Annotated in this window: 24 protein-coding genes and 1 pseudogene; 13 read left to right on the forward strand and 12 right to left on the reverse strand. The window is 70.3% G+C overall.

From position 1 onward, the window contains the following. The first annotated feature begins 151 nt into the window (after nucleotides 1-151). Complete coding sequence (locus J7E88_RS17775) at nucleotides 152-430, forward strand: hypothetical protein (protein ID WP_215182121.1); 279 nt, start codon at nucleotides 152-154, stop codon at nucleotides 428-430. Between the two features lie 313 nt (nucleotides 431-743). Here the strand turns inward: J7E88_RS17775 and J7E88_RS17780 are convergent, their stop codons facing one another. Next, nucleotides 744-1,691, reverse strand: coding sequence for a LysR family transcriptional regulator (locus tag J7E88_RS17780; RefSeq protein ID WP_215182123.1), 948 nt, complete (start codon nucleotides 1,689-1,691; stop codon nucleotides 744-746). A 107-nt stretch (nucleotides 1,692-1,798) separates the two neighbouring features. Here J7E88_RS17780 and J7E88_RS17785 point away from each other — a divergent pair, with 107 nt between their 5' ends. The 3 genes from J7E88_RS17785 to J7E88_RS17795 are packed head-to-tail and all read left to right on the forward strand — an operon-like array spanning nucleotide 1,799 to nucleotide 4,636. Further along, on the forward strand, nucleotides 1,799-2,713 hold the full coding sequence (locus tag J7E88_RS17785) for an EamA family transporter (protein WP_215182194.1): 915 nt from the start codon (nucleotides 1,799-1,801) through the stop codon (nucleotides 2,711-2,713). Nucleotides 2,714-2,756: 43 nt separating this feature from the next. After that, nucleotides 2,757-3,470: a hypothetical protein gene (locus J7E88_RS17790; protein ID WP_215182125.1), complete on the forward strand. Its 714-nt coding sequence runs from the start codon at nucleotides 2,757-2,759 to the stop codon at nucleotides 3,468-3,470. Further along, complete coding sequence (locus tag J7E88_RS17795; protein ID WP_308307528.1) at nucleotides 3,467-4,636, forward strand: DUF1266 domain-containing protein; 1,170 nt, start codon at nucleotides 3,467-3,469, stop codon at nucleotides 4,634-4,636. The genes J7E88_RS17790 and J7E88_RS17795 overlap by 4 nt, the downstream gene beginning before the upstream one ends. Here the strand turns inward: J7E88_RS17795 and J7E88_RS17800 are convergent. The 4 genes from J7E88_RS17800 to J7E88_RS17815 form a co-directional block, all read right to left on the reverse strand. Beyond that, nucleotides 4,617-5,225, reverse strand: coding sequence for a DUF6058 family natural product biosynthesis protein (locus J7E88_RS17800; RefSeq protein ID WP_215182127.1), 609 nt, complete (start codon nucleotides 5,223-5,225; stop codon nucleotides 4,617-4,619). The two genes, J7E88_RS17795 and J7E88_RS17800, sit on opposite strands and share 20 nt — an antisense overlap. Before the next feature lie 85 nt (nucleotides 5,226-5,310). After that, nucleotides 5,311-6,087, reverse strand: a complete 777-nt coding sequence (locus J7E88_RS17805) for a sugar phosphate isomerase/epimerase (protein WP_215182129.1) — start codon at nucleotides 6,085-6,087, stop codon at nucleotides 5,311-5,313. Then, nucleotides 6,084-7,034, reverse strand: a complete 951-nt coding sequence (locus J7E88_RS17810; protein ID WP_215182131.1) for a helix-turn-helix domain-containing GNAT family N-acetyltransferase — start codon at nucleotides 7,032-7,034, stop codon at nucleotides 6,084-6,086. The genes J7E88_RS17805 and J7E88_RS17810 overlap by 4 nt, the downstream gene beginning before the upstream one ends. An 89-nt stretch (nucleotides 7,035-7,123) precedes the next feature. Continuing rightward, nucleotides 7,124-7,378: a hypothetical protein gene (locus J7E88_RS17815; protein ID WP_215182133.1), complete on the reverse strand. Its 255-nt coding sequence runs from the start codon at nucleotides 7,376-7,378 to the stop codon at nucleotides 7,124-7,126. A gap of 127 nt (nucleotides 7,379-7,505) precedes the next feature. Between J7E88_RS17815 and J7E88_RS17820 the strand changes: the two genes are divergently transcribed. From J7E88_RS17820 to J7E88_RS17830, 3 genes and pseudogenes are all read left to right on the forward strand, one after another. After that, nucleotides 7,506-7,943: a hypothetical protein gene (locus J7E88_RS17820; RefSeq protein ID WP_215182135.1), complete on the forward strand. Its 438-nt coding sequence runs from the start codon at nucleotides 7,506-7,508 to the stop codon at nucleotides 7,941-7,943. A gap of 395 nt (nucleotides 7,944-8,338) precedes the next feature. After that, nucleotides 8,339-8,905 (forward strand): annotated as a pseudogene (locus J7E88_RS37445) (tetratricopeptide repeat protein); the annotation flags it as partial. 238 nt (nucleotides 8,906-9,143) lie between these two features. Continuing rightward, the gene (locus tag J7E88_RS17830; protein WP_215182207.1) at nucleotides 9,144-9,317 is read left to right on the forward strand and encodes a hypothetical protein; all 174 of its coding nucleotides are present in this window, start codon (nucleotides 9,144-9,146) and stop codon (nucleotides 9,315-9,317) included. A gap of 239 nt (nucleotides 9,318-9,556) precedes the next feature. On the opposite strand, the gene J7E88_RS17835 is transcribed toward J7E88_RS17830, so the two are convergent. Then, nucleotides 9,557-10,699, reverse strand: coding sequence for a LacI family DNA-binding transcriptional regulator (locus tag J7E88_RS17835; protein ID WP_215182137.1), 1,143 nt, complete (start codon nucleotides 10,697-10,699; stop codon nucleotides 9,557-9,559). 138 nt (nucleotides 10,700-10,837) lie between these two features. On the opposite strand from J7E88_RS17835, the gene J7E88_RS17840 reads away from it, so the two are divergent. From J7E88_RS17840 to J7E88_RS17850, 3 genes are read left to right on the forward strand one after another with little or no spacing between them, the layout of a single operon-like run. Further along, nucleotides 10,838-11,989 (forward strand): Gfo/Idh/MocA family protein, encoded by a 1,152-nt coding sequence (locus J7E88_RS17840; RefSeq protein ID WP_215182139.1) that lies wholly within the window; start codon nucleotides 10,838-10,840, stop codon nucleotides 11,987-11,989. Beyond that, entirely contained in the window at nucleotides 11,986-13,152 is a 1,167-nt protein-coding gene (locus J7E88_RS17845; protein ID WP_215182141.1) for a dihydrodipicolinate synthase family protein, read from the forward strand. Before J7E88_RS17840 ends, J7E88_RS17845 begins: the two co-directional genes overlap by 4 nt. 29 nt (nucleotides 13,153-13,181) lie before the next feature. After that, nucleotides 13,182-13,973 carry a sugar phosphate isomerase/epimerase gene (locus J7E88_RS17850; protein WP_215182198.1) on the forward strand — a complete coding sequence of 264 codons (792 nt, stop codon included), beginning with the start codon at nucleotides 13,182-13,184 and terminating at the stop codon, nucleotides 13,971-13,973. Nucleotides 13,974-14,179: 206 nt separating this feature from the next. Here the strand turns inward: J7E88_RS17850 and J7E88_RS17855 are convergent, their stop codons facing one another. Beyond that, complete coding sequence (locus J7E88_RS17855; protein WP_251022812.1) at nucleotides 14,180-14,629, reverse strand: DUF4279 domain-containing protein; 450 nt, start codon at nucleotides 14,627-14,629, stop codon at nucleotides 14,180-14,182. A gap of 5 nt (nucleotides 14,630-14,634) precedes the next feature. Further along, entirely contained in the window at nucleotides 14,635-15,009 is a 375-nt protein-coding gene (locus tag J7E88_RS17860) for a DUF4279 domain-containing protein (RefSeq protein ID WP_215182145.1), read from the reverse strand. A gap of 418 nt (nucleotides 15,010-15,427) precedes the next feature. On the opposite strand from J7E88_RS17860, the gene J7E88_RS17865 reads away from it, so the two are divergent. After that, entirely contained in the window at nucleotides 15,428-17,647 is a 2,220-nt protein-coding gene (locus J7E88_RS17865) for an ATP-dependent RecD-like DNA helicase (RefSeq protein WP_215182199.1), read from the forward strand. Nucleotides 17,648-17,895: 248 nt separating this feature from the next. Continuing rightward, nucleotides 17,896-19,185 carry a citrate synthase gene (locus J7E88_RS17870; RefSeq protein ID WP_215182147.1) on the forward strand — a complete coding sequence of 430 codons (1,290 nt, stop codon included), beginning with the start codon at nucleotides 17,896-17,898 and terminating at the stop codon, nucleotides 19,183-19,185. Between the two features lie 730 nt (nucleotides 19,186-19,915). Here the strand turns inward: J7E88_RS17870 and J7E88_RS17875 are convergent. The 4 genes from J7E88_RS17875 to J7E88_RS17890 all read right to left on the reverse strand — a co-directional run bounded on the left by J7E88_RS17875 (nucleotide 19,916) and on the right by J7E88_RS17890 (nucleotide 24,151). Next, nucleotides 19,916-22,144 (reverse strand): heavy metal translocating P-type ATPase, encoded by a 2,229-nt coding sequence (locus J7E88_RS17875; RefSeq protein WP_215182201.1) that lies wholly within the window; start codon nucleotides 22,142-22,144, stop codon nucleotides 19,916-19,918. Nucleotides 22,145-22,283: 139 nt separating this feature from the next. Further along, the gene (locus J7E88_RS17880) at nucleotides 22,284-22,595 is read right to left on the reverse strand and encodes a heavy-metal-associated domain-containing protein (RefSeq protein WP_215182149.1); all 312 of its coding nucleotides are present in this window, start codon (nucleotides 22,593-22,595) and stop codon (nucleotides 22,284-22,286) included. Nucleotides 22,596-22,832: 237 nt separating this feature from the next. After that, nucleotides 22,833-23,030 carry an AlpA family transcriptional regulator gene (locus tag J7E88_RS17885; protein WP_215182151.1) on the reverse strand — a complete coding sequence of 66 codons (198 nt, stop codon included), beginning with the start codon at nucleotides 23,028-23,030 and terminating at the stop codon, nucleotides 22,833-22,835. Between the two features lie 209 nt (nucleotides 23,031-23,239). Next, nucleotides 23,240-24,151, reverse strand: a complete 912-nt coding sequence (locus J7E88_RS17890; protein WP_215182203.1) for a sugar phosphate isomerase/epimerase — start codon at nucleotides 24,149-24,151, stop codon at nucleotides 23,240-23,242. A 125-nt stretch (nucleotides 24,152-24,276) separates the two neighbouring features. Here J7E88_RS17890 and iolC point away from each other — a divergent pair. Continuing rightward, on the forward strand, nucleotides 24,277-25,314 hold a 1,038-nt coding region (gene iolC / locus J7E88_RS17895), incomplete at its 3' end, for a 5-dehydro-2-deoxygluconokinase (RefSeq protein WP_215182153.1).

Consider the following 25,314-nt stretch of genomic DNA (forward strand, 5'->3'; position numbering starts at 1 on the left):
AAGGTGTCACGGATATCCGGAAAGTAACTGCCAGGTCAAGGCCCCGCGCAGAAACACCACGAATGGCCGCCCGCCGGGGCCCGTCGGCGGGCGGCCCGCCACGCCCGGACCGTGCAGCGCGTCGGCGTCGACCGGTGACGTCGATGAGCGCATGACGGCGCCGGCCCGTCACGTCCATGAGCATGCTCGCGGTGAGATCCGGCCGACCTTTGAGGTCGCCGACCTGCGCCGTGACCGCCACCGGCCGCCCCTCGCCGTCCAGATGGGCCGTGCGGAAGCCGAACAGCCCGCCTCCGACACCAGCCCCCGCGGCGGCGTCAGCCGCATCCGCTCGGTGCCGTCCGCTTCCAACGCCACCGCGTTGTCGGTCGCCGTGAAGGCCGATCCGTCCGGCGAGTACGGCGACGGCCGTGCGAGATCACCGTGTTGAACCCTCGCCGGGCCGCGCGCCGCGACAGACGCCAAAGACGTCGTCGTCGAAGTCGGTTCCCGCACCGTCCGCGCGGTAGGACCAGGTGCACCGCCGGACCGAGCGGCCCGCAGCGGTCGGGTCCGGCCCTTCGGCCGCCCCGGATCGTCGAAGCTGTCGGCGAGGAGAGCCCGTCGAGCCCGGTGCCGGTTGGGTAGTCGCAGGCCAAGACGATCAACCCGGTGTGCGCGAGCCGCCGATGAAGACGATCACCTCGCAGTGGGGAGCCGCCGGCGAAGAGCACCCGGTGTGCGCCGGCCGCCGGCGAAGACCGTCATCCGATGACTTCGCGACCGTCCTCGGTGACCTGTTCACCCTGGTCGGCGACCTCCGGCCACAACCGCTTCAGCGTGCGGACCGTCTCCCTGATCGCCGGCCGCCTGGCCGCCCCCGTACGCCACAGCGCCCGCAGCCGCCGGCTCGGCGCCGGATCCAGTCCTACGACCGTGACCCGCGGCGGCAGCGGGCCGCGCCCCAGCCGGGGGACCAGTGCGATGCCGAGCCCGGCGGAGACCAGGGCGGCCTGGGTGTGGTACTCCTCGGCCTGATGGGCGATCAGCGGCTCGTGGCCCGCCGCACGCAGCGTGCGCATCAGCCAGTCGTGGCAGACCGTGCCGGGAGGCTGTGTGATCCACCGTTCGCCGCCGAGCTGCTCCCGCCGCAGGGACTTCTCGCCGGCCATCGGATGGTCCGCCGGAACCAGCACGTCGCACAGGTCGTCGCCGATGACGGCCTGCTCCACACCGGGCGGGGTCGGCATCGGCGCGATGTCCCAGTCGTGCGCCACGGCCAGGTCGATCGCGCCGCGGGCGACGAGGTCGATCGACAGATGCGGATCGATCTCCTGGAGGCGGGCGTCCAGGGAGGGGTGGCGGCGCGCGAGATCGGCGAGCACGAGCGGCATCAGACCACGGGCGGCGGTAGCGAAACACGCGACGGCGAGCCGGCCGGACGGCTCACCGCGCCGCTCCTCGAGGCGCACCTCCGCCTCCTCGACCATGGACAGCAACCGCTGTGCCACGTCAGCCAGTTGCTGTGCCTCGTCGGTGAGCCGAACGCCGCGGCCCTGCCGCTCCAGCAGCGTCGTACGGGTCTCCCGCTCCAGCTTGGCGATCTGCTGGGAGACCGCCGACGGCGTGTAGCCGAGCGCGGCGGCAGCGGCGCCGACCGTGCCGTGGACGGAGACGGCGTGCAGGGCACGCAGCCGGCCGAGATCGAGCACGTTCGCATCCTTTCGTAAGTAGTGCTTCATCCAACCATGAAGAATTTCGCGCTAGTCCTAAATGGTCCCTGAAGGTGATGCTCGATGCCATGCCTCCCGCTCGTGTCATGCCACCCGCCCACATCGCCCTCGCGGCACTCGTCGCCGCCGTCTGGGGCGTCAACTTCGTCGTCATCGAGATCGGCCTCGGCCACTTCCCGCCGCTGCTCTTCTCCGCCCTGCGTTTCCTCGCGGCGGCCTTGCCCGCGGTCTTCTTCGTCGGTCGCCCGAAGGTTGCCTGGAAGTGGATCGTCGGGGTGGGACTGGTGCTGGGCGTCGCCAAGTTCGGCCTGCTCTTCACGGGCATGGACCAGGGCGCGCCCGCCGGACTGTCCTCGCTGATCCTCCAGATCCAGGCCGTCTTCACCGCCCTGTTCGCATTCGTGGCCCTCGGCGAACGGCCGGGCCCGGTACGGACCCTCGGCATGACCGTGGCCCTCGCCGGCATCGCGGTCGCGGCCGTCGACGAAGGCACGTCGGGCCCGCTGGTGGGCTTCCTGCTGTGCATCGCCGCCGCGGCCTGCTGGGGCGTCTCCAACATCATGACCCGCAAGGCGTCCCCGCCCGACGCCCTGAACTTCATAGTGTGGGTGAGCCTCGTCCCGATCCTCCCGCTGCTCGGCCTGTCCCTGCTCACGGAGGGTGTGGACCGCGACATGGCGGCCCTTCGCTCGCTGGACTGGACGGGTGCCGGCGTCGTGATCTACGTCGCCTGGATCACCACGATCTTCGGTTTCGGCGCATGGGGGTTCCTGATGCGCCATCATCCGGCGTCCTCGGTGGCTCCGTTCTCCCTGCTGGTCCCGGTGTTCGGCATGTCGTCTGCGGCCCTGTTCCTCGACGAGTCCATCAGCCCCCTGCGCTGGTGTGCGGCGGCGCTGCTGGTGGGCGGCGTGGCGCTGACGTCGTTGTCCGGCGGCCGCAAGGCCGGGCCGGTGAGCCCGCAGGCGGACGCGGAGCCGGTCGCGGCCGGTCGGAAGTGAGGTTCTAAGGTATTTCCTTCGGCTGACCAACGGGGAGTACATCGTGTCCACGCCGCCGCCCTACCAGCAGGGCTTCGCCCAACAGGGCACCGCCGCCCAGCATCTCTACCAGGCGCACACCGGAGCGGGTCCGCACGGCGAGACACCGTGCCAGGTGTGCGGATCGCTGCCCGCCGTGCGCGCGGTCGTCCGCGGGCACCAAGGCCTCTTCCTGATCATGCGGTTCCTCAAGCGCGAGGGCGTCTTCTGCCGGTTGTGCGGCACCGCGGCCTACCGGCAGATGACCGCCGACACTCTGTGGCAGGGCTGGTGGGGCTTCCTCTCCCTCTTCATCACCCCGATCACCGTCCTGACCAACCTCGGTCCGCGCGCCCGGTTCCGCCGGCTGGCGCAGCCCCACGGTGGCTGGCGCCCGCCCCTGGATCCGGGCAAGCGGGTGCTCGCCCGCCCCCCGGCCCTGGTGATCCTGGTCCCGATAGTGCTCTCGGCCTGCGTGATCGCCTTCGGCATCACCCGTGCCGCGTTCTTCGACGACGGCGCCGACCGGCCGGCGATCGGTGTCGGGGACTGCGTGCGCAACCTGAGCACGTGGCCGGAGCAGAACATCCAGCCGGTCGACTGCGGTTCACCGCTGGCGCAGTACCGCACGGCGAAGATTGAGGACTGCACGGGCGACGCGTACCTGATGCGCCTCGATGACGCCCCGGACGCGGTGGCCATGTGCCTGCGGCCCGTCCGGGAACCGGTGACGTGGTGACGGCAGGAACGACACCGGGCGGATGGCTGGCGCCGACGGACGTCGAGCGGAAGCTGTACGAGGCGAAGATGCGGGGCGACTGGGCCGCGTTCTTCGACGTGCTCGCGGGGACGTACCTCTACTGGCCCGTTCCCCGTGCGGAGGCGGAGGCCGGCAGGACACCCCACTTCCCCTTCCACAGCCCGGTGACGGGCACCTGGTGCTTCGCCTACTACACCGAGGGCGTCCTGCCGGTGCCGCAGCCCGACCCCGTGTTCGCACACCGCTCCTTCGCGTACGTGGTGCGCACCTGGGGCAACGACAACCGCTGGCTCGCCATCAACCCGGGCACCCCGGGCGAGGCGTACTTCCCCGCTACCCCGCAGACGCTCCACCTGTGGCGGCAGCACACGGAGCGCACGTCACCGGCCGAGTGCGGCACACTCCGGACCCTGCGGGTGGGCGGACCACTCCAGGGAGCGGTCGCGCACGGACTGGGCTGCGGTGCCCTGTTCGCCGTGAAGAACGGCGAACTGTGGAATGCCCTGGCCTTTCACGGTCCGGGCCTCGTCGACGAGCGGAGCTCGCTGGAGAAGTGGTGGGGAGTGAAGAGCCCCGAGGAGTGGAGGGAGACCCTGCACTGTCTGACGAACGCGGAATACGTCAACCGCGTCTGGGAGTTCGTCCTGTCCATCCGCCAGACGCTGGCGCGGCAGTACGGCGGGACGGTCGAGACCGCCACCTGGCGGGACGCCGCGGCCCATGTCATGCGCCGCAACGCGGAACCTGAGCCGGTGCCCGAATCCGCGATCAACGGCGTGCAGCAGCTGATCGGCCGCATCACCCGCTACGAGGCCCGCTTCCGCGCGGACGGCCTGCTGCCGGAGGGCCGCCATGTCCGCTCCGTCCTGGCCTGGGACTACGGCCGGGCGGTCAGCATGGCCCGGTGGGGGGTGGCCGCCCGCTTCGGCGACGTGCCGGAGGCGGAACGGGCTGTCCTCCGCGCCGGTGAGGCTGCCCGCGTCGCGTACCGCTCCTGGACGGACTTCGGCGCCGGGTTCGTGCTGGGCAGGTGTCTCCACTTCGACGAGGAGGAGTTCGGCCCGTGGTACACGGAGGTCGCGGAGGCCCACAAGATCCTCACCTCCGACCCGGAAAGCCCCTGGCTCACGATTCCGTGGCGATAGCCACGTCGCGCGGATAGCGCGCCCGCATCGCGCCGATGCACACGTCGCGCGATGTCGGGCCGCCGAAGCGGAGGCGGTCGTAGGTGGTGAACGCCGGCTCCAGCGCGTCCAGTTCGTCGATCAGCGCATGGAGCCGTGCCGTCCACCCCGCCGAGCCCGCGTCCGGCTCCGTAGGTGCCGCCGTGATGGCCGCCGTCAACTGCTCCTTGCGCTGGATCGTGGCCGGGCTCACCGAGTGCAGGCACACGTACTGTCCACTCAGATACGCCTCCCACTCCCGCCGTCCCACCGACCGGTCGGCCCAGTGCGCCGTGAACCACACCTCCAGGCGGTCGGGCCCGCCCGCCCGTTCCGTCAGCGCGAACAGGTCCCGGGGCACCATCTCCGCGCCGTCGGAGCGCAGGTATCCAGGTAGCGGAAGCAGCCCCGCCAGCATCGTCCGGCGTACGGACCCGGGATCGTGTCCCTCGGCCGCGCACAGTTCCTCCAGTTCGGCGAACTGTGCGGTGACGTACGCGTCGTCCGCCGGCGTCATCGGGTGGTCGCCGTTGATCCGGCTGAAGTGCTCGGCCAGTTCGTCCTGGTACATGGGACCTCGTTCCTCGTGAGATGCCGTCGTCCCCATGCTGGACGCGCGTCCCTTCGGTCCCGGCCGAACCGTCCCCGCCGCCTTCTCAGACCAGTCCCTGAAGATGCTCCCGCCCCGCAGCCAGCAGCCCCGGCAACTCCGCCGCCTTCTCGTACCAGCGCTTCTCGTACTCCCAGCACACCCAGCCCTCCGGGTCCGCCAACGACAGACACTCGGCGAGCGGCAACAGGCCCGTGCCGAGCGGGACCGGGGTCAGATCGTCCCGCGAAGCCACGTCCTTGACCTGGACGTACCCGAGGAACGGGCTCAGGCTGGCATGTGTCGCGCGGGGGGACTCGCCCCCGAGCCACGGGTGCATCACGTCCCACAGTGCCCCCGCGTGCTTGTGACCGACCGTGCCGAGGACGCGGGAGACATCGGCGCCCGTGCGGTGGGAGTCGTGCGTCTCCAGCAGGATGCGTACGCCCGCGCTCGCCGCGGTCTCCGCGGCCGCGCCAAGCCGTCGGGCCGCGATCGCGTCGGCCTCGGACGGGTCCTGGTCGCCGCCGCCGGGGAAGACCCGGACGAACGGGGCCCCCAGGTCGCCGGCCAGGCGGACCAACTGGTCGAGCTCCCGCAGGACGGGACCGTCATCACCGGCGGCCGCGACCCGCGCATATCCGGCGACTCCCAGGATCTCGACACCCGCGTCCTCGAACTCCCTCACCACCGCCTGTCGTTCGGGCGTGCTCAGGTCCAGATGCACCGGCTCCTCCGGGTGTGTGCGCAGCTCCACACCCTGGTATCCGGTCCGGGTGGCGAGCGCGGCCACATCCGCTACGGGCATCCCCGGCACTCCGAGGGTCGAGAAGGCGAACTTCATGAGGTCTGTCCTTCCTGCAGGGGCGCTTCTTGCAGAGGCAGCCGCCAGTCCTGGCCGACCAGATCCGCCCCGTACGAGTGATGCGGCTTCTCGGCGACGAGCGTGAACCCGGTCCGCTGGTATATCCGGCGGGCGCCGTCCAGCACATCGTTGGTCCACAACACCATCTCCCGGTACCCCGCAGTGCGCGCGAAATCCACGGCCGTGCGCACGAGCCGGTCGCCCAGGCCGTGTCCGCGGGCCTCCGGCTCGACGAGCAGCAGGCGCAGCCGCGCGGTGGCCGGGGCATCGGCCCGCACGCACATCACGGACCCCACCGGACGGCCGTCCGACTCGGCGATCCACACCCGCTCCCGCTGTGGGTCATGATCCTGCGCGAAGTCGGCGACGATCCTCGCGACGAGACCTTCGAACTCGGTGGTCCACCCGTACTCCGCCGCGTACAGCGCGCCGTGACGCTGCACTATCCACCCCAGCTCACCAGGGCAAGGATCGCGGAGGACTGGCTGCGCGACACGGTCGGTCCGGGTACCGGCCAGCACCTCGCGGACGGTGCGCATCGCCTCGGCGAGCCGCTCACGCTCCCGCTCCGGCACCCCCTCCAGCAGCGCCCCGACGGCCCGTCGCGACCGCTCGTCCAGCACGGCCGCGGCCTCCCGCCCGCGCGGGGTGAGCGTGATCCGCTGCCGCCGCGGATCAGTCTCGGACGGCGCCCGCTCCACCAGCTCGTCCCGCTCGAACTTGCCGAGGAGCCGGCTCAGATACCCCGCGTCGAGCGACAGCTCCGTCCGCAGATCGGCGGCGTCGGTACGGGGGCTGTGGGCGAGCTCGTACAGCACACGCGACTCGGTGAGCGTGTACGGCGTGTAGAGGTGCTTGCCGTAGTCGAGTGCGCCGATGACGTTGGTGTAGAAGCGGTTGAAGGCACGGACTTCGTGGACGGACATGGCGGCCTCCAGAGGCTTACCTTTGACTCAGTCAAAGGTAAGCCTTGCGGTCTCGCCCCCACAAGGGCCATCACCCCATCGTGTATTCCTCACCGTCGTGGCCGTCCGCGCCAGGTCGTGAACAGACCTCCGCCGACTCCCGTCACCGCCGCGAACGCCTCCGGACCGGCCGCGGCGTAGACGACGGTGGCGAGCGTGATCAGGCAGAGGAGGGCGATGAGTTCGAGAACGCTGTTGCCGGTACCGCCGCCGGTACCGCCGCCGGTGTCGACGCCTGCACTGCGTTCGGCGCGTTCGGCGCTGCCGGTGGAACTGTCCGGGCTGCTGTTCGTCGTGTTCGTCATGGATCCAGTGCAACGGGGCCCCCAGCCCGCGCCTGTTCGGCACGAACGAACCCGCAGACCGCCGGACGTCCGGCAATGTTCCGTCATGTACGGCGCCGTCCCGGAGTGCGGAATCTAGCCTGGTCCTGTGGCACAGGAAGACGACGAACTGACCCGGGCCCGTGGGGAGCTGGCCCGTGACCTCGTGATCCTGCGCATCGAGAACGGCAACCCCTCACTACGCGTCATCGAGCGTCATGCCCCTGCCGGTCGGTCGCTGTCCGCCTCGGCCGTGAGCGAGGTGCTCAACGGCAAACGCCTGCCCGGTCTGGACTTCCTGATGGCGCTGGTGCAAACCCTGATCGCGCACGGAAACGGCGGGCGTCCCGTGCCGCGACGGGACCCTCGGCTCGACGCCTGGCGCGCACGCTGGCGTGACTTACAACTCCTCCAGAGCACCGGCAGGTCGAGGGCACCCGACAGGCGACGCCCCGCAACCGCGGAGCCGGCCGTCGAAGCCGCCCGGATTCCCGATGGACTCTCCCGCCCGACGATCCGGCCCTCGATTCCCTCGCCGCTCCTGTAGCCGACCCCGACGTCGCGTCCCAGGGCGCGGTACGCGTCTTCGTTGCCATGCCCGGCTCCACCATGGGCGAGACGGCCGGCTGGTCGAGCATCCCGGAGATCAGGAGACGCCTCCTCGAACCCGTCGTCGCGCGCATCGGTCGCGAGGTGGGGCGTCCCGCGTTCCTCGTCGTCGAGAAAGATAAGACGGCGACGGGGGCCGTCCACCGGTCCATGTTCGCCGAGGCACTCGAAGCCGACGTCTACATCGCCGATCTGACCGGTGGCAACGCCAACGTCTACCTGGAACTGGGAGTGCGGTGGGCGCTGCGCGACGGCGTCACCATCCCCATCTGCCAGGACATCGGGGACGTACGGTTCAACGCGTCATCCAGCCGGGTCATTCCGTACGGCCCGATGCCCGACGAACTGGACGAGGCCATCCGCCAGATCGCGGAGGCCGCCGTGAGCGGGCTTCGCATCCCCTCGCGCGTGGACAGTCCCGTACGCGAAGGTGCGGCGCTCGTCGTCGTGGAACGCGCCGAACAGGAAGCGTTGCGGGAGGAGATACGGACACTGCGCGAAAAGCAGGGCGAGGACCTGATCGAGGCGGCCCTGAAGAACCCGCCGGGGGACCGCCGCGTCGAGTTGCTCCAGGCGGCCGCCCTCCGCAACCCGGCGAGTTGGCGGGCGTACTTCGAACTCGGTGTCGCCCTGCGCGGACAGGGCCGGTACGACGAGGCGGAGGAGTCGCTGCGGACGGCCGTCACGCTCAAGGACGATCTCGCGCCCGGGTGGCGGGAGATCGGACTCACGCTGAGCAAGAGGGGCGAACGGCACGAGGCCGCGATCGAGGCGTTCGACCGGGCGCTCGCCCTCGACGGCGACGACGCCGAGACCTGGGCGACCCTCGGCGGCCTGCACCGGCGGCGCGCCCGCGGTCCTGACGGCCTCGACGCCGACGCACTGGAACGGTCCCTGGCGTGCTACCAGCGGGCGAGCCGTCTCAGCGGGAACAGCACCTACCCGCTGATGAACGTGGCCAGGGTCGAGCTCCTGCTGACCGGTCTGCGCGGCGGGGACACCGGCCAGGTCGTCGAGCGTTTCGCGCAGCTGAACCACCTGGCGCTGTTCACCGTGCACGACTGTGGCGAGAGCGACCCCTGGGCGTTGTTCGACCTCGCGGACTCGCTGCTGCTCCGGCCGCGGACCGGAGGGCCTGGTGGCGCTGCGCAAGGGAATCGCGCTGGTTCCCCGGGAGGAACGGGCAGCGGTCCTGATGTCGGTGGCCGAGCCGCTGCGGGACATGCTGTCGGTCGAGGGCCTGCTCGCGCCGGAGACGGCGGCCGGGGTACGCGAGGCGACGGAGGAGTGCCTGCGGACGGCGACCGTGTAGCCGGTCCAGGTGCCTCGGTGTGCCGGGCGCGCAGCGCTCACCGGGACGCCGACCACGTAGTCGTGAGCGCTCCGGGCCGCGAGGCGCCCCTCAGTGTGCCGGGCGCCCAGCGCTCGCCCGCGTCGCCCTTCTCACATCACCGTCCCGGTGTCGCCGCTCCCACGTCACCGCCCCTGCGCCGCCGCTCCCACGTCACCGCCCCTGCGCCGCCGCTCACCCGGACGCCGCCGCCCCTCGCCTCACCGCCCCGGCGCCGCCGTCGAGTCGCGCACCATCAGCTCCGCCGCGATCGTCGCGATGCCTCCCGGCGGCGGTGCCTCTTTGCCCATCGCCAGCCGCCCCGCCCGCGCCCCCGCCTCGAACAGGGGCAGCCGCACCGTCGTCAGCGCCGGCACCGCGTCGATCGAGAACGGCAGGTCGTCGAAGCCCGCCACCGAGATGTCGTCCGGGATGCGCAGCCCCTGGTCGCGCAGCGCCGCGCAGGCGCCCAGCGCCACTGTGTCGTTCGCGGCCACGACGGCTGTCAGCGAGGGCTCCCGCCGCAGCAGTTCGAGGGTGGCCTCGTAACCCGAGCGCCGGTCGTACGGTCCGTGCACCGTCAGCCGGTCCTGGTCCGCGTCGCCGCTGGCTGATCCGTCCCCCGCCCCGTCTGCCGCCCCGTGCGCCGATTCGCCCGCCGATCCGTCCCCCGCACCGCGCGCCAGGCCCGCCGCGGCCATCGCCGCCCGGTGGCCCTCCAGCCGGTGGCGGGTCGTCGTGCGCTCCACGGGCCCGGCGACGTAACCGATCCGCCGGTGCCCGAGCGAGATAAGGTGCTCGGTCAGGCGCCGCGCTCCACCGCGGTTGTCGAAGGCGAGCGACGCCAGGATCGCGTCGCTGCCGGGCAGCGGGGGCCGCCCGCAGAGCACCACTCGCGTCCCCGCGTCCGCGAGCTTCGTCAGCTTGGTGCTCATCGCCGCGATGTGTTCGGGGTCCTCGATCGCGCCGCCGGTCAGCACCACGGCCGCGGCCCGCTGGCGCTGGAGCAGCGTCAGGTAGGTGAGCTCACGCTCCGGGGAGCCGCCGGTGTTGCACACCACGGCCAGCTTCTCGCCACCGGCCCGCCCCGAACCCTCCTGCCCGCCGATCTCGGTCTGGGCGGCACCGGCCATGATCCCGAAGAAGGGGTCGGCGATGTCGTTGACCAGGATGCCGACCAGGTCGGAGGTCGCGGCGGCGAGCGAGCTCGCGGGGCCGTTCAGCACGTAGTCGAGTTCGTCGACCGCCCGCAGCACCCGCTCGCGGGTGGACGTCGCGACCGGGTAGTTGCCGTTCAACACGCGGGACACGGTCGCCGGGGACACCCGGGCGCGCGCCGCCACATCCGCCAGGGTGACTGTCATCGCTTCCTCCGCAGGAGATGGACCGGCCCCCTTGTCCGGGCCGCTGTCGGCAGGCTAGCTTCATACCGCGTAGAAAGCGCTTGCTACGCCCATATCGAGGGATCTCGGGAAAACCGAGAGGAACAGGGAGGTACCTTCGTGACACGCAGGACAGTGCGGATCGCCATGAACGGCGTCACCGGACGGATGGGCTACCGCCAGCACCTGGTCCGTTCCCTCCTTGCGATCCGCGAGCAGGGCGGCCTCGACCTCGCGGACGGCGACGTCCTGTGGCCCGAGCTCGTCCTCGTCGGCCGCCGCGAGCATGCGCTGCGCGCCATCGCCGACCGGCACGCACTGACGGAGACCTCCACCGACCTGGACGCGGTCCTCGCAGACGACACGATCGACGTCTACTTCGACGCCCAAATCACCTCCGCCCGCGTCGAGGCGCTGAAGAAGGCCATCGCCGCGGGCAAGCACATCTACACCGAGAAGCCCACCGCCACCGACCTCGCGGGCGCCCTCGAATTGGCCCGCCTCGCCGCCGCCGCAGGCATCAAGCACGGCGTCGTCCAGGACAAGATCTTTCTGCCGGGCCTGCTCAAGCTGAAGCGCCTGATCGACGGCGGCTTCTTCGGCGAGGTCCTCTCCGTGCGCGGCGAGTTCGGCTACTGGGTCTTCGAGGGCGACTGGCAGGAGGCCCAGCGGCCGTCGTGGAACTACCGCGCCGAGGACGGCGGCGGCATCGTCGTCGACATGTTCCCGCACTGGGAGTACGTGCTTAACGAGCTGTTCGGTCGCGTCACCTCCGTCACCGCGCAGGTCGCCACGCACATCCCACGCCGCTGGGACGAGGACGGCAAGCCGTACGAGGCGACCGCCGACGACGCCGCGTACGGCATCTTCCAACTGGAGGGCGGCGCGATCGCCCAGATCAACTCCTCCTGGACCGTACGCGTCAACCGCGACGAGCTGGTGGAGTTCCAGGTCGACGGCACCCACGGTTCGGCGGTCGCGGGCCTGCGCAACTGCCGCGTCCAGCACCGCTCCGCCACCCCGAAGCCGGTGTGGAACCCGGACCTGCCCGTCACCGAGCCCTTCCGCGACCAGTGGCAGGAGATCCCGGACAACGCGGAGTTCGACAACGGCTTCAAGGCCCAGTGGGAGCTGTTCCTGCGCCATGTCGCGCTGGACGAGCCGTATCACTGGGACCTGCTGGCCGGCGCGCGCGGCGTGCAGCTCGCCGAACTCGGCCTGCGCTCCTGCGCGGAAGGCCGTCGCCTCGACGTACCGGAGCTGGCGCTGTGACGATCCGACTCCCTGCCGCTGACGGCACACTCCGCGCGTACGCCCCTCGCACGGAGCCGCGGTGCTTCACGCCCGGCGCGCCGCTCACCTCCCGTACGGTCTTCTCCGCCGCCCATGTGGTGGCCGCCCCATACGCCGACACCACCCCCGACTCCGCCGCCGTCGTCGACTGGGACGCCACTCTCGCCTTCCGCCGCCACCTGTGGTCGCACGGCCTGGGCGTCGCGGAGGCGATGGACACCGCGCAGCGTGGAATGGGCCTGGACTGGGCGGGCGCGGCGGCGTTGATCCGCCGCTCGGCGGCCGAGGCGAAGGCGGTCGGCGGCGCGATCGCGTGCGGTGTGGGCACGGACCAGCTGACCGGACCCGTGCCCTTGGACTCTGTCCGGGCGGCGTACGAGGAACAGCTCGCGCTCGTCGAGTCCACCGGCGCGCAGGCGATCCTGATGGCCTCCCGCGCCCTCGCGGCAACGGCCCGCACCTGCGACGACTACCTCTCCGTCTACTCCCACCTGCTGCGCCAGGCGTCGGAGCCGGTGATCCTGCACTGGCTGGGCCCGATGTTCGACCCGGCGTTGGAGGGCTACTGGGGTTCCACCGATCTCGACCAGGCCACCTCCGTCTTCCTCGACGTGATCGCGGCCCACCCCGACAAGGTCGACGGCATCAAGGTCTCGCTCCTCGACGCGCAGCGGGAGGTCGACCTGCGCCGGCGCCTACCGCAGGGCGTGCGCTGCTACACGGGCGACGACTTCAACTACCCGGAACTGATCGCGGGCGAGGAACCGTCGGCGGGAGGACGCTTCAGCCACGCGCTGCTCGGCATCTTCGACCCGCTGGGCCCGCTGGCGGCTGAGGCGGTACGGATCCTGGACACCGGCGACGTGGGAGGGTTCCGCAAACTCCTCGACCCCACGGTCGAACTCTCACGCCACCTCTTCCAGCCCCCGACCCGCTTCTACAAGACGGGTGTCGTCTTCCTGGCCTGGCTGTCCGGCCACCAGTCGCACTTCTCGATGGTCGGCGGCCTGCAGTCCGCGCGCTCGCTGCCACACCTTGCCCGGGCGTACGAACTGGCCGACGGCCTCGGCCTGTTCCCGGACCCCGCGCTGGCCGAGTCCCGCATGAAGTCCCTGCTGACGGTCTACGGAGTCCCGCAGTGAACGCTCTCTCCCGCTTCAGCGTCAACCAGATGACGGTCAAGCAGCTGTCCCTGCCGGCACTCGCCGGCGCCTGCGCCCGTCTGGGCGTGCCGGCGGTGGGCCTGTGGCGCGAGCCGGTCGCGGAGTACGGCCTAGAGGCGACGGCGAAGCTCGTACGGGACGCGGGCCTGACGGTCACGTCCCTGTGCCGCGGCGGCTTCCTGACGGCCCTCGACCCGGCCGACCGCGCCCGCGCGCTGGACGACAACCGCGCGGCGATCGACGAGGCGGCCACCCTCGGCACGGACACGCTGGTCCTGGTCTCGGGCGGCCTCCCGCTGGGCAGCCGCGATCTGGTCGCGGCGCGCGAACGGATTGCGCTGTCGATGCTGGCGCCCTACGCGGGCGAGCGGGGCGTCCGTCTCGCGATCGAGCCGCTGCACCCGATGTTCGCCTCCGACCGCTGTGTGGTCTCGACCCTGGACCAGGCCATCGACCTGGCGGAACGCTTCCCGTCCTCCCAAGTGGGCGTGGTGGTGGACACCTACCACGTCTGGTGGGACGACCGCGCCCCGGCGGCGGTCGCCCGCGCGGGCGCTGCGGGCCGTATCCACTCCTTCCAGCTGGCGGACTGGGTCACGCCATTGCCGGCGGGTGTCCTGACCGGCCGCGGCCAACTCGGCGACGGGTCGATCGACATGCGCGGGTGGCGCGAACGGGTGGAGGCGACGGGCTGGACGGGCTTCATCGAGGTGGAGTTGTTCAACGAGGGGGTGTGGGCGCGGGACGGGGCGGAGGTTCTGGGGGAGACGGCGAGGAGGTTTGTGTCAGAGGTGTTCTGACGAAGTGTGCTGCCGCCCTTGCGTGCCGCGTCGAGAGCAGTCCGCTCCTGACCTGGGGGCGCTGCGGGTCGGGCTGGCCCACTGTGGGCGAGGCCTCGGAGGAAACGGCCGAGAAGTACGTGCACTTGGAGGCCTGCACTCGGTGCACCAGCTGGGCCCGTCCGTGCGAATCGGCGCGTCGAAACCTCCCGGTCCTCGTGCGTTTCTCAGTCGAGCCAGCTCAATGGATCCTCCGACGGGACGTTACCCTCCTTGAGCGTCGTGAAGGAAACCGGGAGACCGAGGTCAGCCAATTGACCGGCAGATTGCACAGAAAGCGTCAAGCGGTTATTTGGTTCCACTGTTCCTGAGATCGCCACTTGAATGAAATAACCGGCCGCCGTCAATGCCTTCAGCTCAGCGAGGTGCGGTTTGACCCGATGAACCAGAGCGGAAACCTGCTCACTCAGGTCGCCTGAGCAGCGCTCGTCGACGGTGTACGTCCACCACCCTGGGCCGTGATGGACGGACGCTCCGTCCTGGATTTCCGTAGCCTGAGTGAGCCCCAGGGCGCGCTCGATGGAAGAACTCTCCAATTCGGCACCCGTAACGGCCAACGACGTGTTGATCGATGTCCACTCAGGTGAACTGTTGAAGGCGTTTGACTCTCTTGACATAGTCGTCACCGTTCGCTTGTGCTGGGCGCGAAGACCACAGGTATGCCGAGGCGAGCCACGCGGCGTATCTCTTCGGGAGTAAGGATGATCTGAGAGTCGTTGTCCACGTATCCCCTGATGGTGAGGGTCACGGAGATGTCGTTCGCCAGGAGTTCAATCAGATCCTTGGAGTGCGGTTCGACTGCCGTCAGGATCGTTTCGAGCTGCTCGGAGAACCTTCTCGTCGAGCGCTCATCGCACCGGAGTCGCCATTCCCCGTTGATATCCGCCGGGGACCCCCATCGGCTATGCCCTGGGCTGCGGGTTCCAGTCGGTTGGAGGTCCAGCTTGCTGGTCACGGTATCCGGGTCGAGGTCGTGCCCCTTGACGACGAGAGACACATCTGTCAGAACCCAAGAAGCGCCTTGGCGACAATCCGGCTTCATTGTTCTGTCCGTTTCGTTTTCACTGTCACTGTCCCTGTCCTCAGACGTGTAGCTCGCCGCTCCGGATCACGTCAACGAACGCCGACCGCCACCCATCGAGAACACCACTGCCGGTCCGGCCGCGACCTTACTTTCACCGGTACGTCCGCGTGGCCACGCGCCACCTCAAGACACTCGCCTTGGTGAGCGGCGCACCCTGTGCCGTGCCCGGCGGCTGCCCTGGACCCGGCCGGAGGGCAAGTCGTGCCACGTCCTGGGGCGACGGCAGCGGCACGGCGCCCTGCTGGGACCGCCCCGAAGTGCCGGACGTTGTCCACAGGCCCCCCACTGTGTCCGACCCCGGCGATACCGTCGGAGCATGTCCCAACAGGTCATGCCTCGCCTCGCCGTTCTCGAAGGCGTCCTTGAGCGGATCACGTACGCCAACGAGGAGAACGGCTACACCGTCGCCCGCGTCGACACCGGCCGCGGAGGTGGTGAGCTGCTCACCGTCGTCGGGTCGCTGCTCGGCGCGCAGGTCGGCGAGTCGCTGCGGATGGAGGGCCGTTGGGGCTCCCATCCGCAGTACGGCAAGCAGTTCACCGTGGAGAACTACACCACCGTCCTTCCGGCGACCGTCCAGGGCATACGGCGCTACCTCGGCTCCGGCCTGATCAAGGGGATCGGGCCGCGCATCGCCGAGCGGATCGTCGACCACTTCGGTGTGGACACGTTCGACGTCATCGAGCAGGAGCCGAAGCGGCTCATCGAGGTGCCCGGTCTAGGCCCGAAGCGGACGAAGCTGATCGGGGCCGCCTGGGAGGAGCAGAAGGCCATCAAGGAGGTCATGGTCTTCCTCCAGGGCGTCGGCGTCTCCACGTCCATCGCCGTGCGCATCTACAAGAAGTACGAGGACGCCTCGATCTCGGTCGTCAAGAACCAGCCGTACCGGCTGGCGGCCGATGTGTGGGGCATCGGCTTCCTGACCGCCGACAAGATCGCACAGGCGGTCGGTATACCCCACGACAGTCCGGAGCGGGTGAAGGCCGGCCTCCAGTACGCGCTGTCCCAGTCCACCGATCAGGGGCACTGCTTCCTGCCCGAGGAGCAGCTGATCGCGGACGCGGTGAAGCTCCTCCAGGTCGACACCGGCCTGGTCATCGAGTGCCTCGCGGAGCTCGCGGCCGACGAGGAAGGGGTCGTACGGGAGCAGGTGCCAGGTCCCGACGGCGGTGAGCCGGTCACGGCCGTGTATCTGGTGCCCTTCCACCGCGCCGAGCTGTCCCTGGCCGGTCAGCTGCGCAGGCTGCTGCGGGCGGACGAGGACCGGATGCCGGCGTTCCGGGAAGTCGACTGGGACAAGGCGCTGGCCTGGCTCGCGCAGCGCACGGGCGCCGCCCTGGCGCCCGAGCAGCAGGCCGCGGTCAAGCTGGCGCTGACCAGCAGGGTCGCGGTGCTGACGGGAGGGCCGGGCTGCGGCAAGTCGTTCACCGTGCGCTCGATCGTGGAGCTCGCCCGCGCCAAGAAGGCGAAGGTGCTGCTCGCCGCGCCCACCGGCCGGGCCGCCAAGCGGCTGGCCGAACTGACCGGGGCCGATGCGTCCACGGTGCACCGGCTGCTGGAGCTCAAGCCGGGTGGCGATGCGGCGTACGACAGGGACAGGCCGCTCGACGCGGACCTCGTGGTCGTCGACGAGGCGTCGATGCTCGACCTGCTGCTCGCCAACAAGCTGATCAAAGCCGTGGCGATGGGGGCGCATCTGCTGCTGGTGGGGGATGTGGACCAGTTGCCGAGCGTCGGCGCGGGCGAAGTGCTGCGCGACCTGCTGGCGGACAGCGGGCCTGTGCCGAGCGTGCGGCTGACGCGCATCTTCCGGCAGGCCCAGCAGTCCGGGGTCGTCACCAACGCCCACCGGATCAACTCGGGCATGCAGCCGATCACTTCGGGGATGAGCGACTTCTTCCTCTTCGTGGCGGAGGAGACGGAGGACGCGGGGCGGCTCACCGTGGACGTGGCGGCGCGGCGGATCCCGGCGAAGTTCGGGCTGGATCCGCGGCGCGATGTGCAGGTGCTCGCGCCGATGCACCGCGGTCCGGCCGGCGCGGGAACGCTCAACGGACTGTTGCAGCAGGCCATCACCCCGGCCCGGCCTGATCTGCCGGAGAAGCGGTTCGGCGGGCGGGTGTTCCGTGTGGGCGACAAGGTGACCCAGATCCGAAACAATTATGACAAGGGGCGCAACGGCGTCTTCAACGGGACCGTCGGCGTCGTCACCGCGCTCAACACCGACGACCAGCGCCTGACGGTGCTCACGGACGAGGACGAGGAGGTGCCGTACGACTTCGACGAGCTGGACGAACTGGCCCACGCCTATGCGGTGACGATCCACCGCTCGCAGGGCAGCGAGTACCCGGCGGTGGTGATCCCCGTCACCACCGGGGCCTGGATGATGCTCCAGCGGAACCTGCTCTACACGGCCGTCACCCGCGCCAAGAAACTCGTCGTGCTGGTCGGCTCGCGCAAGGCGATAGGTCAGGCCGTGCGCACGGTTTCCGCAGGCAGACGCTTCACCGCACTGGATCACCGGCTGGCGGGCGGGTCGCCGATCGGCTGAGCGGCGCGGACGGCGGTTGGGGTGCCCAGCGGGGCGGGAAGGGGCGGCGGTGGGTGGGAAAAACCGCCCCGGCCTCACCCCGGCTTTCAGAACCAGGGCGAAGGGGGCAAGATGAGCAGGTTGGCGGCACTGAGTGCCGCCGATGGGCCCATTGGTCGACCCCGAGTGCACTCTCCTGAGCCAAATGGGGGATGGTAGAGACAGTCAGGGCACCTCGAAGTAGAGGCACTACGTCGGTGAGGGATGACGTGAGCGACAACTCTGTAGTACTGCGGTACGCGGACGGTGAATACACCTACCCGGTGGTCGAGAGCACCGTCGGTGACAAGGGCTTCGACATCGGGAAGCTCCGAGCCCAGACCGGTCTGGTGACCCTGGACAGCGGATACGGCAATACCGCCGCCTATAAATCCTCGATCACCTACCTCGACGGCGAGCAGGGCATCCTGCGCTACCGCGGCTACCCGATCGAGCAGCTGGCCGAGCGCTCCACCTTCCTCGAGGTGGCGTACCTGCTGATCAACGGGGAGCTTCCCACCGTCGACGAGCTCGCGGGATTCAAGGGCGAGATCACGCAGCACACGCTGCTGCATGAGGACGTCAAGCGCTTCTTCGACGGCTTCCCGCGTGACGCGCACCCGATGGCCATGCTGTCCTCCGTGGTCAGCGCGCTGTCCACGTTCTACCAGGACAGCCACAACCCGTTCGACGAGAAGCAGCGCCACCTGTCGACGATCCGGCTGCTCGCCAAGCTGCCGACGATCGCGGCCTACGCGTACAAGAAGTCGATCGGCCACCCCTTCGTCTACCCCCGCAACGATCTCGGCTACGTCGAGAACTTCCTGCGCATGACCTTCTCGGTCCCCGCCCAGGAGTACGAGCTGGACCCGGTCGTGGTCTCCGCGCTCGACAAGCTGCTGATCCTGCACGCGGACCACGAGCAGAACTGCTCCACGTCCACGGTGCGTCTGGTCGGCTCCTCGCAGGCGAACATGTTCGCCTCGATCTCCGCCGGCATCAGCGCGCTGTGGGGTCCGCTGCACGGTGGCGCCAACCAGTCGGTCCTGGAGATGCTCGAGGGCATCCGGGCGGGCGGCGGCGACGTCGACTCCTTCATCCGCAAGGTGAAGAACAAGGAGGACGGCGTCCGTCTGATGGGCTTCGGCCACCGCGTCTACAAGAGCTTCGACCCCCGGGCGAAGATCATCAAGGCGGCGGCGCACGATGTCCTCTCGGCGCTCGGCAAGTCCGACGAACTGCTGGACATCGCCCTGAAGCTGGAGGAGCACGCGCTCTCGGACGAGTACTTCGTCTCGCGCAACCTCTACCCGAACGTGGACTTCTACACGGGCCTGATCTACCGCGCGATGGGCTTCCCGACGGAGATGTTCACCGTGCTCTTCGCCCTCGGCCGTCTGCCGGGCTGGATCGCCCAGTGGCACGAGATGATCAAGGAGCCCGGTTCCCGCATCGGCCGTCCGCGCCAGATCTACACCGGCGAGGTCCTGCGCGACTTCGTCCCCGTCGAGGCCCGCTGAGCCTGCCGGCTGCTGCGCCGGTCGTCGGCGCGGAGTCGCGCTGAGCCCGCCGCCTGCTGCGCCGGTCGTCGACGTCGGCGAGACTGCCGGCTGCGGACGCCGGCGGGCGTCCCGGCTGTCGCAGGTCACCGGAGCGCCGGCCACGGCGGCCGTCGGCCCGTGCCCCGCTGAGCCTGCCGCCGCGGCCGGCTCGCGGGGCGTCCCCGCTGTGACCGTCACCGGAGTCTGCAGACTGCGGCCTCAATCCCGGGGCGTCCCGGGCTGTCGCCGGTCACTGGAGCCCGCGCCGGTCGCGGTCGGCCGTCGGTCCAGGCCGCTGAGTCCCGGGCCGGGCCCGGCGCACCTCGCCGTCTCGCGGCTGGGCCGGGTGTTCAGGGGCGAGCGAAAAAGCGGAAAGCGCCCCGCTGCCGATCCCCCCACGGGTCGGCGGACGGGGCGCTTCCCATATCCCCGACAGCGGATTCCCCCCACGGGATCCGGCCGGGCGTCTGCTGGGCAGCAGAATCTCCTCGCGCGATCTGCCGGGGTACGCACGCACGGGAGGGCCGCTCAAAGCTCCCCGGGCACGTGCCCCGGCCAACGCTTGCCTGGAACGTCCCCCAAGACATTCCATGAACGTCCCCCAAGACGTTCTCGGCATCGCCACTTAGACCCGCGAGGAGTCTTAATGGTTACCCCCAAATATGTGTGATCTAGGTCTCCTTGTGAAGGTCTTGTGACCTGTTTGTAGTCACGAGAAGGAGCGCAGTCGCAGGCTGTTGGTGACGACAAAAACGGACGAAAAGGCCATGGCGAAACCTGCGATCATGGGGTTGAGCAGGCCGAACGCCGCCAAAGGCAGGGCAGCCACGTTGTATCCGAACGCCCAGTAAAGATTCCCTTTGATCGTCGCCAGAGTCCGACGTGCGAGACGGATCGCGTCCCCGGCGACCCTCAGATCGCCCCGCACCAGCGTCAGGTCCCCGGCCTCGATCGCCGCGTCCGTGCCCGTGCCCATCGCCAGGCCGAGATCGGCGGCGGCGAGCGCGGCGGCGTCGTTCACGCCGTCGCCGACCATCGCGACGGTGCGGCCCTCGGCCCGCAGCCGTTCGACGACCCGCACCTTCTCCTCGGGCAGGACCTCCGCGTACACCTCGTCCACACCGACCTCGGCGGCCACGGCCTCCGCCACGGCCCGCCCATCGCCGGTCAGCAGCACCGGGGTGAGCCCGAGGGCCCGCAGCTGCCGTATAGCTTCGGCGCTGGTCGCCTTCACCGTGTCGGCGACCGTGAGCACACCGAGCGCCTTGCCGTCCCGGGCGGCGTAGACGGCGGTACGGCCCCTATCGCCGGCCGCGGCCTTCACGAGCGCCTCGGGCAGCTCCACGCCCGCGCTGCGCAGCAGCTCGGCGCGTCCGACGAGCACCTCGTGGCCCTCGACCGTTCCCCGGACGCCGAGTCCGGGGACGTTGGCGAAAGTCTCCGTGGTGGGCAGGGGGCCGGTGCGCTCCTCGGCGCCCTCGGCGACGGCGCGCGCGATCGGGTGCTCCGACGCGTGCTCCAGTGCGCCCGCGAGACGCAGCAGTTCCCTCATCTCAGCGGTGTCGGCCGGATGGATGCCCTGGAGGGTCATCCGGCCGGTGGTGACGGTTCCGGTCTTGTCGAGGACGACCGTGTCGATCGTGCGGGTGGACTCCAGGACCTCGGGCCCTTTGATGAGGATGCCCAGCTGTGCGCCCCGGCCCGTGCCCACCATGAGTGCCGTCGGGGTGGCGAGGCCGAGGGCGCAGGGGCAGGCGATGATCAGCACGGCCACGGCGGCGGTGAACGCGGCCGTCGCGTCGTCGGTCATGAGCAGCCAGGTGACCAGCGTGGCCAGGGCGATCAGGAACACGACCGGAACGAATACCGCCGACACGCGGTCCGCGAGACGCTGGACCTCGGCCTTCCCGTTCTGCGCGTCCTCGACGAGCTTCGCCATGCGGGCGAGACGGGTGTCGGCGCCGACGCGGGTGGCCTCGACGATGAGCCGTCCGGAGGTGTTGAGGGTGGCGCCGGTGACCTGGTCGCCCGTCGTCACGTCCACCGGCACGGACTCGCCGGTGAGCATCGAGACGTCCACGGCCGATGATCCCTCGACGACCGTGCCGTCGGTGGCGATCTTCTCCCCGGGGCGTACGGCGAAACGGTCGCCCACGGCCAGCCGGTCGACCGGAACGCGTACCTCCGTGCCGCCCCGCAGCACGGCCACGTCCTTCGCGCCCAGGTCCATCAGCGCCCGCAGGGCGGTGCCGGCCCGGCGCTTGGCGCGTGCCTCCAGATAGCGGCCGAGCAGGAGGAATGTGACGACTCCGGCGGCCACCTCCAGGTAGATCGCCGAGCTGCCGTCCGCGCGGGAGACGGCGAGGTCGAATGTGTGGCGCATGCCCGGCATGCCCGCCTGCCCGAGGAACAGCGCCCAGAGCGACCAGCCGAAGGCGGCCAGCGTGCCGGTGGACACCAGCGTGTCCATGGTGGCCGCTCCGTGCCGCAGGTTCGTCCAGGCGGCACGGTGGAAGGGCAGACCGCCCCAGACGACGACGGGAGCGGCCAGGGTCAGCGAGAGCCACTGCCAGTTGTCGAACTGCAAGGTGCCGATCATCGACATGAGAACGACGGGCACGGACAGCACCGCGGAGACGACCAGACGCTGCCGCAGAGTGCTCTGCTCCCCGTCCCGCCCGCCTGCGCCGTGCTCACCGGTCCCTGCCGTCCCTTCCGCCGGGGCCCGGTCCTGCGTGTCCTGGGGCTCGGGGGCCGGAGGCGGCGGCTCCTCGGCGGTGTAGCCGGTCTTGACGACGGTGGCGACGAGGTCGGCGACCGGCATGTCCGGCGGGCAGCTGATGTACGCCTTCTCGGTCGCGTAGTTGACCGTGGCGCTCACGCCGTCCATGCGGTTCAGCTTCTTCTCGACGCGTGCCGCGCAGGACGCGCACGTCATGCCGCCGATGGTGAGCTCGACCTGGGCTGTTTCCACTTTCGGGACTCCACACGTGCCGGGACCGGGTCCTTCCCGACCAGTATCGGACTGATCGGGAAGAACCCGGCCCTCCGGTCCGCGATGCGGGTCCCGGCGGCGCTCAGGCCCGGCCGACCAGCTCGTAGCCCGCCTCGTCCACGGCGGCGCGCACGTCGTCCTCGTCGAGCGGCGCGTCGGAGACCACGGTCACCGAGCCGGTGGCGGCGACGGCCTGCACCGAGGTGACGCCCGCGATCTCGGAGATCTCGCTGCTGACGGCGCCTTCACAGTGGCCGCAGGTCATGCCGGAGACCTGGTAGACCGTGGTGACGCCGCCGGCCTGCGCGCCCGCCCCGGTGTCGTGGCAGGAGCCGTCGGCCGAGCAGCAGGACCCCGTGCTCTGGACGGTCTCGATCTTCGTCTCGACGGTCATCGCATTCTCCTCATGAGCGGAACGTACGTAGGCAACGTACGCGTGACGCGTATGTACAGGGTGCGCCAGGGCCCCAGGGAACGGCGGGACGTCCTGACGCAGTCATTTTATACCCCTAGGGGGTATGAATGCGAGCCCTTCGGTGGCGCGCCGCCGCGAAGTGTCGTCACCGGATCCGTCACAGCGGTGGCCCCGCGCCGCCAGGGTCCGGGGCCACCGGGTCTCACGCTTCGCGCCTCACCCCCTGCGCCCCCTGTTCCCGGGGCGGTTGGCGACCCAGACGCGAATGGTGTCCGCATACCAGTAGGGCTTTCCGGCCTCCACGTGGTCGGGGGGCGGAAGGAGCCCGTATTTGCGATACGAGCGGATCGTGTCCGGCTGCACCTTGATGTGTGCGGCGATGTCCTTGTAGGACCAGAGCCTTCTGTCCGTCATGTGTCTGGCACCTCCCTGCGCGCGGCGGCGGCGGGCTGGATGTCGTGGGGAGCTGCCGCGCGGACGCCGGCGATTGCTGAGCCTGTGCCCTTTGAACGACGGGGGGCCGAGGCGGGAGCAGGGCTGTCGACCGCTTGTGACAGAAGGCGGGCGTAATCGATACATGTGTCACCGGACGGCAACAAACGGGACAGATGTGCAGCAGGTGCTCAGACGCCGCAGGACCGCAGGAATCCGCGCGTGCGTTCGGCGATCGGGAAGGGCTTGTCCGGCGGGCAGGGGTACATGTCCTGCTCGACGATGGCGAAGAGATCGACGCCGAGGGTCGCGGCCGCGTGCAGGACGGGTTCCAGCGCCGGCACGCCTGCCGGCGGTTCGCACATGACACCCCGGCCCACGGCCGGTCCGAACGGGACCTCGCTCGCGACGACTTCGGCGAGGATCGCCGGATCGACCTGCTTGAGATGGAGGTAGCCGATCCGCTCGCCGTACCTCTCGATGAGCTTGACGCTGTCGCCCCCGCAGTAGGCGTAGTGGCCGGTGTCGAGGCAGAGGGAGACGAGGTCGGGGTCGGTGGCGTCCAGGAAGCGGCTGACGTTCTCCTCCGTGTCGATGTGGGTGTCCGCGTGCGGATGGACCACGATCTTCAGCCCGTACCGTTCGAGCACCTCACGGCCGAGGCGTTCGCTCTGGCCGGTGAGGTCGCGCCACTGCTGGGGGGTGAGCGTGCGGTCCTCCAGCACGCGCCCCGACTTGTCGTCGCGCCAGAAGGACGGGATGACGACCAGGTGCTCCGCGCCCATGGCCCGGGTGAGCGCGGCGATGTCCGAGACGTGGGCCCAGGTCTCCTCCCAGACGGCGGGGCCGTGGTGCAGTCCGGTGAAGACCGTGCCGGCCGAGACCTTCAGGCCGCGCCGGGTCGTCTCGTCGGTGAGGCGCGCGGGGTCGCTCGGGAGATAGCCGTAGGGGCCGAGTTCGATCCATTCGTAGCCGGCCTGCGCGACCTCGTCGAGGAAGCGCTGCCAGGGCACTTGCCGGGGATCGTCGGGGAACCACACTCCCCAGGAGTCGGGGGCCGAGCCGACCCGGATGCGGTTCAGGGCGGGGACGGAGGGGGTCATGCCGGTCAGCTTTCCGGCCACCGGAGAAAGGTGTCAAGGGTTGGTCCGAATGTCCGGACAAAATGTTGACAGGGTTCGTGAGGGGCGGCTAGACCTGGGGGCACCCCCTGACCGAAGGGACGCGCATGCCTTTGCCGTACGACGTGATCACGATGGGCCGGATCGGGGTGGACCTCTATCCGCTGCGCACCGGGGTCCCCTTGGCCCAGGTCGAGACGTTCGGGAAGTTCCTCGGCGGCTCGGCGACCAACGTAGCGGTGGCGGCGGCCAGGCTGGGCCGGCGGACGGCCGTGATCACCCGGACCGGGCGGGACCCCTTCGGCGAGTATCTGCGCGGGGCGCTGCGGGAGTTCGGCGTGGACGACAGGTGGGTGACGCCGGTCGACGCGTACCCCACACCGGTCACCTTCTGCGAGATCTTTCCACCGGACGACTTCCCCCTCTACTTCTATCGGCAGCCCAAAGCCCCCGATCTGGAGATCCGGGAGGACGAACTGGAGCCGGAACCGATCCGGGCGGCGCGCATCTTCTGGATGACCGGTACGGGACTGTGCGCGGAACCGAGCCGTACGGCGACGCTGGCCGCGCTCGCGCATCGGGCGAAGTCGGGGACCACCGTGTTCGACCTGGACTGGCGGCCGATGTTCTGGGCGGACCCGGAATCGGCCGGACCGCACTATGCGAAGTCACTCGCCCTGGCGACCGTCGCCGTCGGGAACCTTAAGGAGTGCGCGATCGCGACCGGCGAGCGTGAGCCGGAGGCGGCCGCCGAAGCGCTGCTCGCCGCAGGCGTCGAGCTCGCCGTGGTCAAGCAGGGCCCCGCGGGGGTGCTCGCCGTGCACCGGGACGGCACGCGGGCCGAGGTCCCGCCCGTGCCGGTGGACGTGGTCAACGGACTGGGCGCGGGGGACGCGTTCGGCGGCGCCCTGTGCCACGGGCTGCTCGCCGGCTGGGAGTTGGAGCGGGTGATGCGTTTCGCGAACGCCGCGGGCGCGGTTGTCGCCGCGCGCCTCGCCTGCTCGACGGCCATGCCGTACGAGGAGGAGGTCGCCCAGGTACTCGCGGGCGGCCCCGTTCCCCCGGACCCGAGCCGCCCCGGGGCGCCGCGCAACCGCCCCGCCGCCCCTGGCCCCGATGCCCACCCCGCCCCCGAGACCCACCCC

Origin of the sequence: Streptomyces sp. ISL-10 (assembly GCF_018614575.1) — a bacterium.
Classification (GTDB): domain Bacteria; phylum Actinomycetota; class Actinomycetes; order Streptomycetales; family Streptomycetaceae; genus Streptomyces.

What these genes read in the sequence shown, in the direction of transcription:
- J7E88_RS17775 (WP_215182121.1), top strand. Translation starts at nt 152, where the DNA reads ATGACGGCGCCGGCCCGTCACGTCCATGAGCATGCTCGCGGTGAGATC.
- J7E88_RS17785 (WP_215182194.1), top strand. Translation starts at nt 1,799, where the DNA reads ATGCCACCCGCCCACATCGCCCTCGCGGCACTCGTCGCCGCCGTCTGG.
- J7E88_RS17800 (WP_215182127.1), bottom strand. Translation starts at nt 5,225, where the DNA reads ATGTACCAGGACGAACTGGCCGAGCACTTCAGCCGGATCAACGGCGAC.
- J7E88_RS17805 (WP_215182129.1), bottom strand. Translation starts at nt 6,087, where the DNA reads ATGAAGTTCGCCTTCTCGACCCTCGGAGTGCCGGGGATGCCCGTAGCG.
- J7E88_RS17810 (WP_215182131.1), bottom strand. Translation starts at nt 7,034, where the DNA reads ATGTCCGTCCACGAAGTCCGTGCCTTCAACCGCTTCTACACCAACGTC.
- J7E88_RS17815 (WP_215182133.1), bottom strand. Translation starts at nt 7,378, where the DNA reads ATGACGAACACGACGAACAGCAGCCCGGACAGTTCCACCGGCAGCGCC.
- J7E88_RS17835 (WP_215182137.1), bottom strand. Translation starts at nt 10,699, where the DNA reads ATGACAGTCACCCTGGCGGATGTGGCGGCGCGCGCCCGGGTGTCCCCG.
- J7E88_RS17850 (WP_215182198.1), top strand. Translation starts at nt 13,182, where the DNA reads ATGACGGTCAAGCAGCTGTCCCTGCCGGCACTCGCCGGCGCCTGCGCC.
- J7E88_RS17855 (WP_251022812.1), bottom strand. Translation starts at nt 14,629, where the DNA reads ATGTCAAGAGAGTCAAACGCCTTCAACAGTTCACCTGAGTGGACATCG.
- J7E88_RS17865 (WP_215182199.1), top strand. Translation starts at nt 15,428, where the DNA reads ATGCCTCGCCTCGCCGTTCTCGAAGGCGTCCTTGAGCGGATCACGTAC.
- J7E88_RS17875 (WP_215182201.1), bottom strand. Translation starts at nt 22,144, where the DNA reads ATGACGTGCGCGTCCTGCGCGGCACGCGTCGAGAAGAAGCTGAACCGC.
- J7E88_RS17880 (WP_215182149.1), bottom strand. Translation starts at nt 22,595, where the DNA reads ATGACCGTCGAGACGAAGATCGAGACCGTCCAGAGCACGGGGTCCTGC.
- J7E88_RS17885 (WP_215182151.1), bottom strand. Translation starts at nt 23,030, where the DNA reads ATGACGGACAGAAGGCTCTGGTCCTACAAGGACATCGCCGCACACATC.
- J7E88_RS17890 (WP_215182203.1), bottom strand. Translation starts at nt 24,151, where the DNA reads ATGACCCCCTCCGTCCCCGCCCTGAACCGCATCCGGGTCGGCTCGGCC.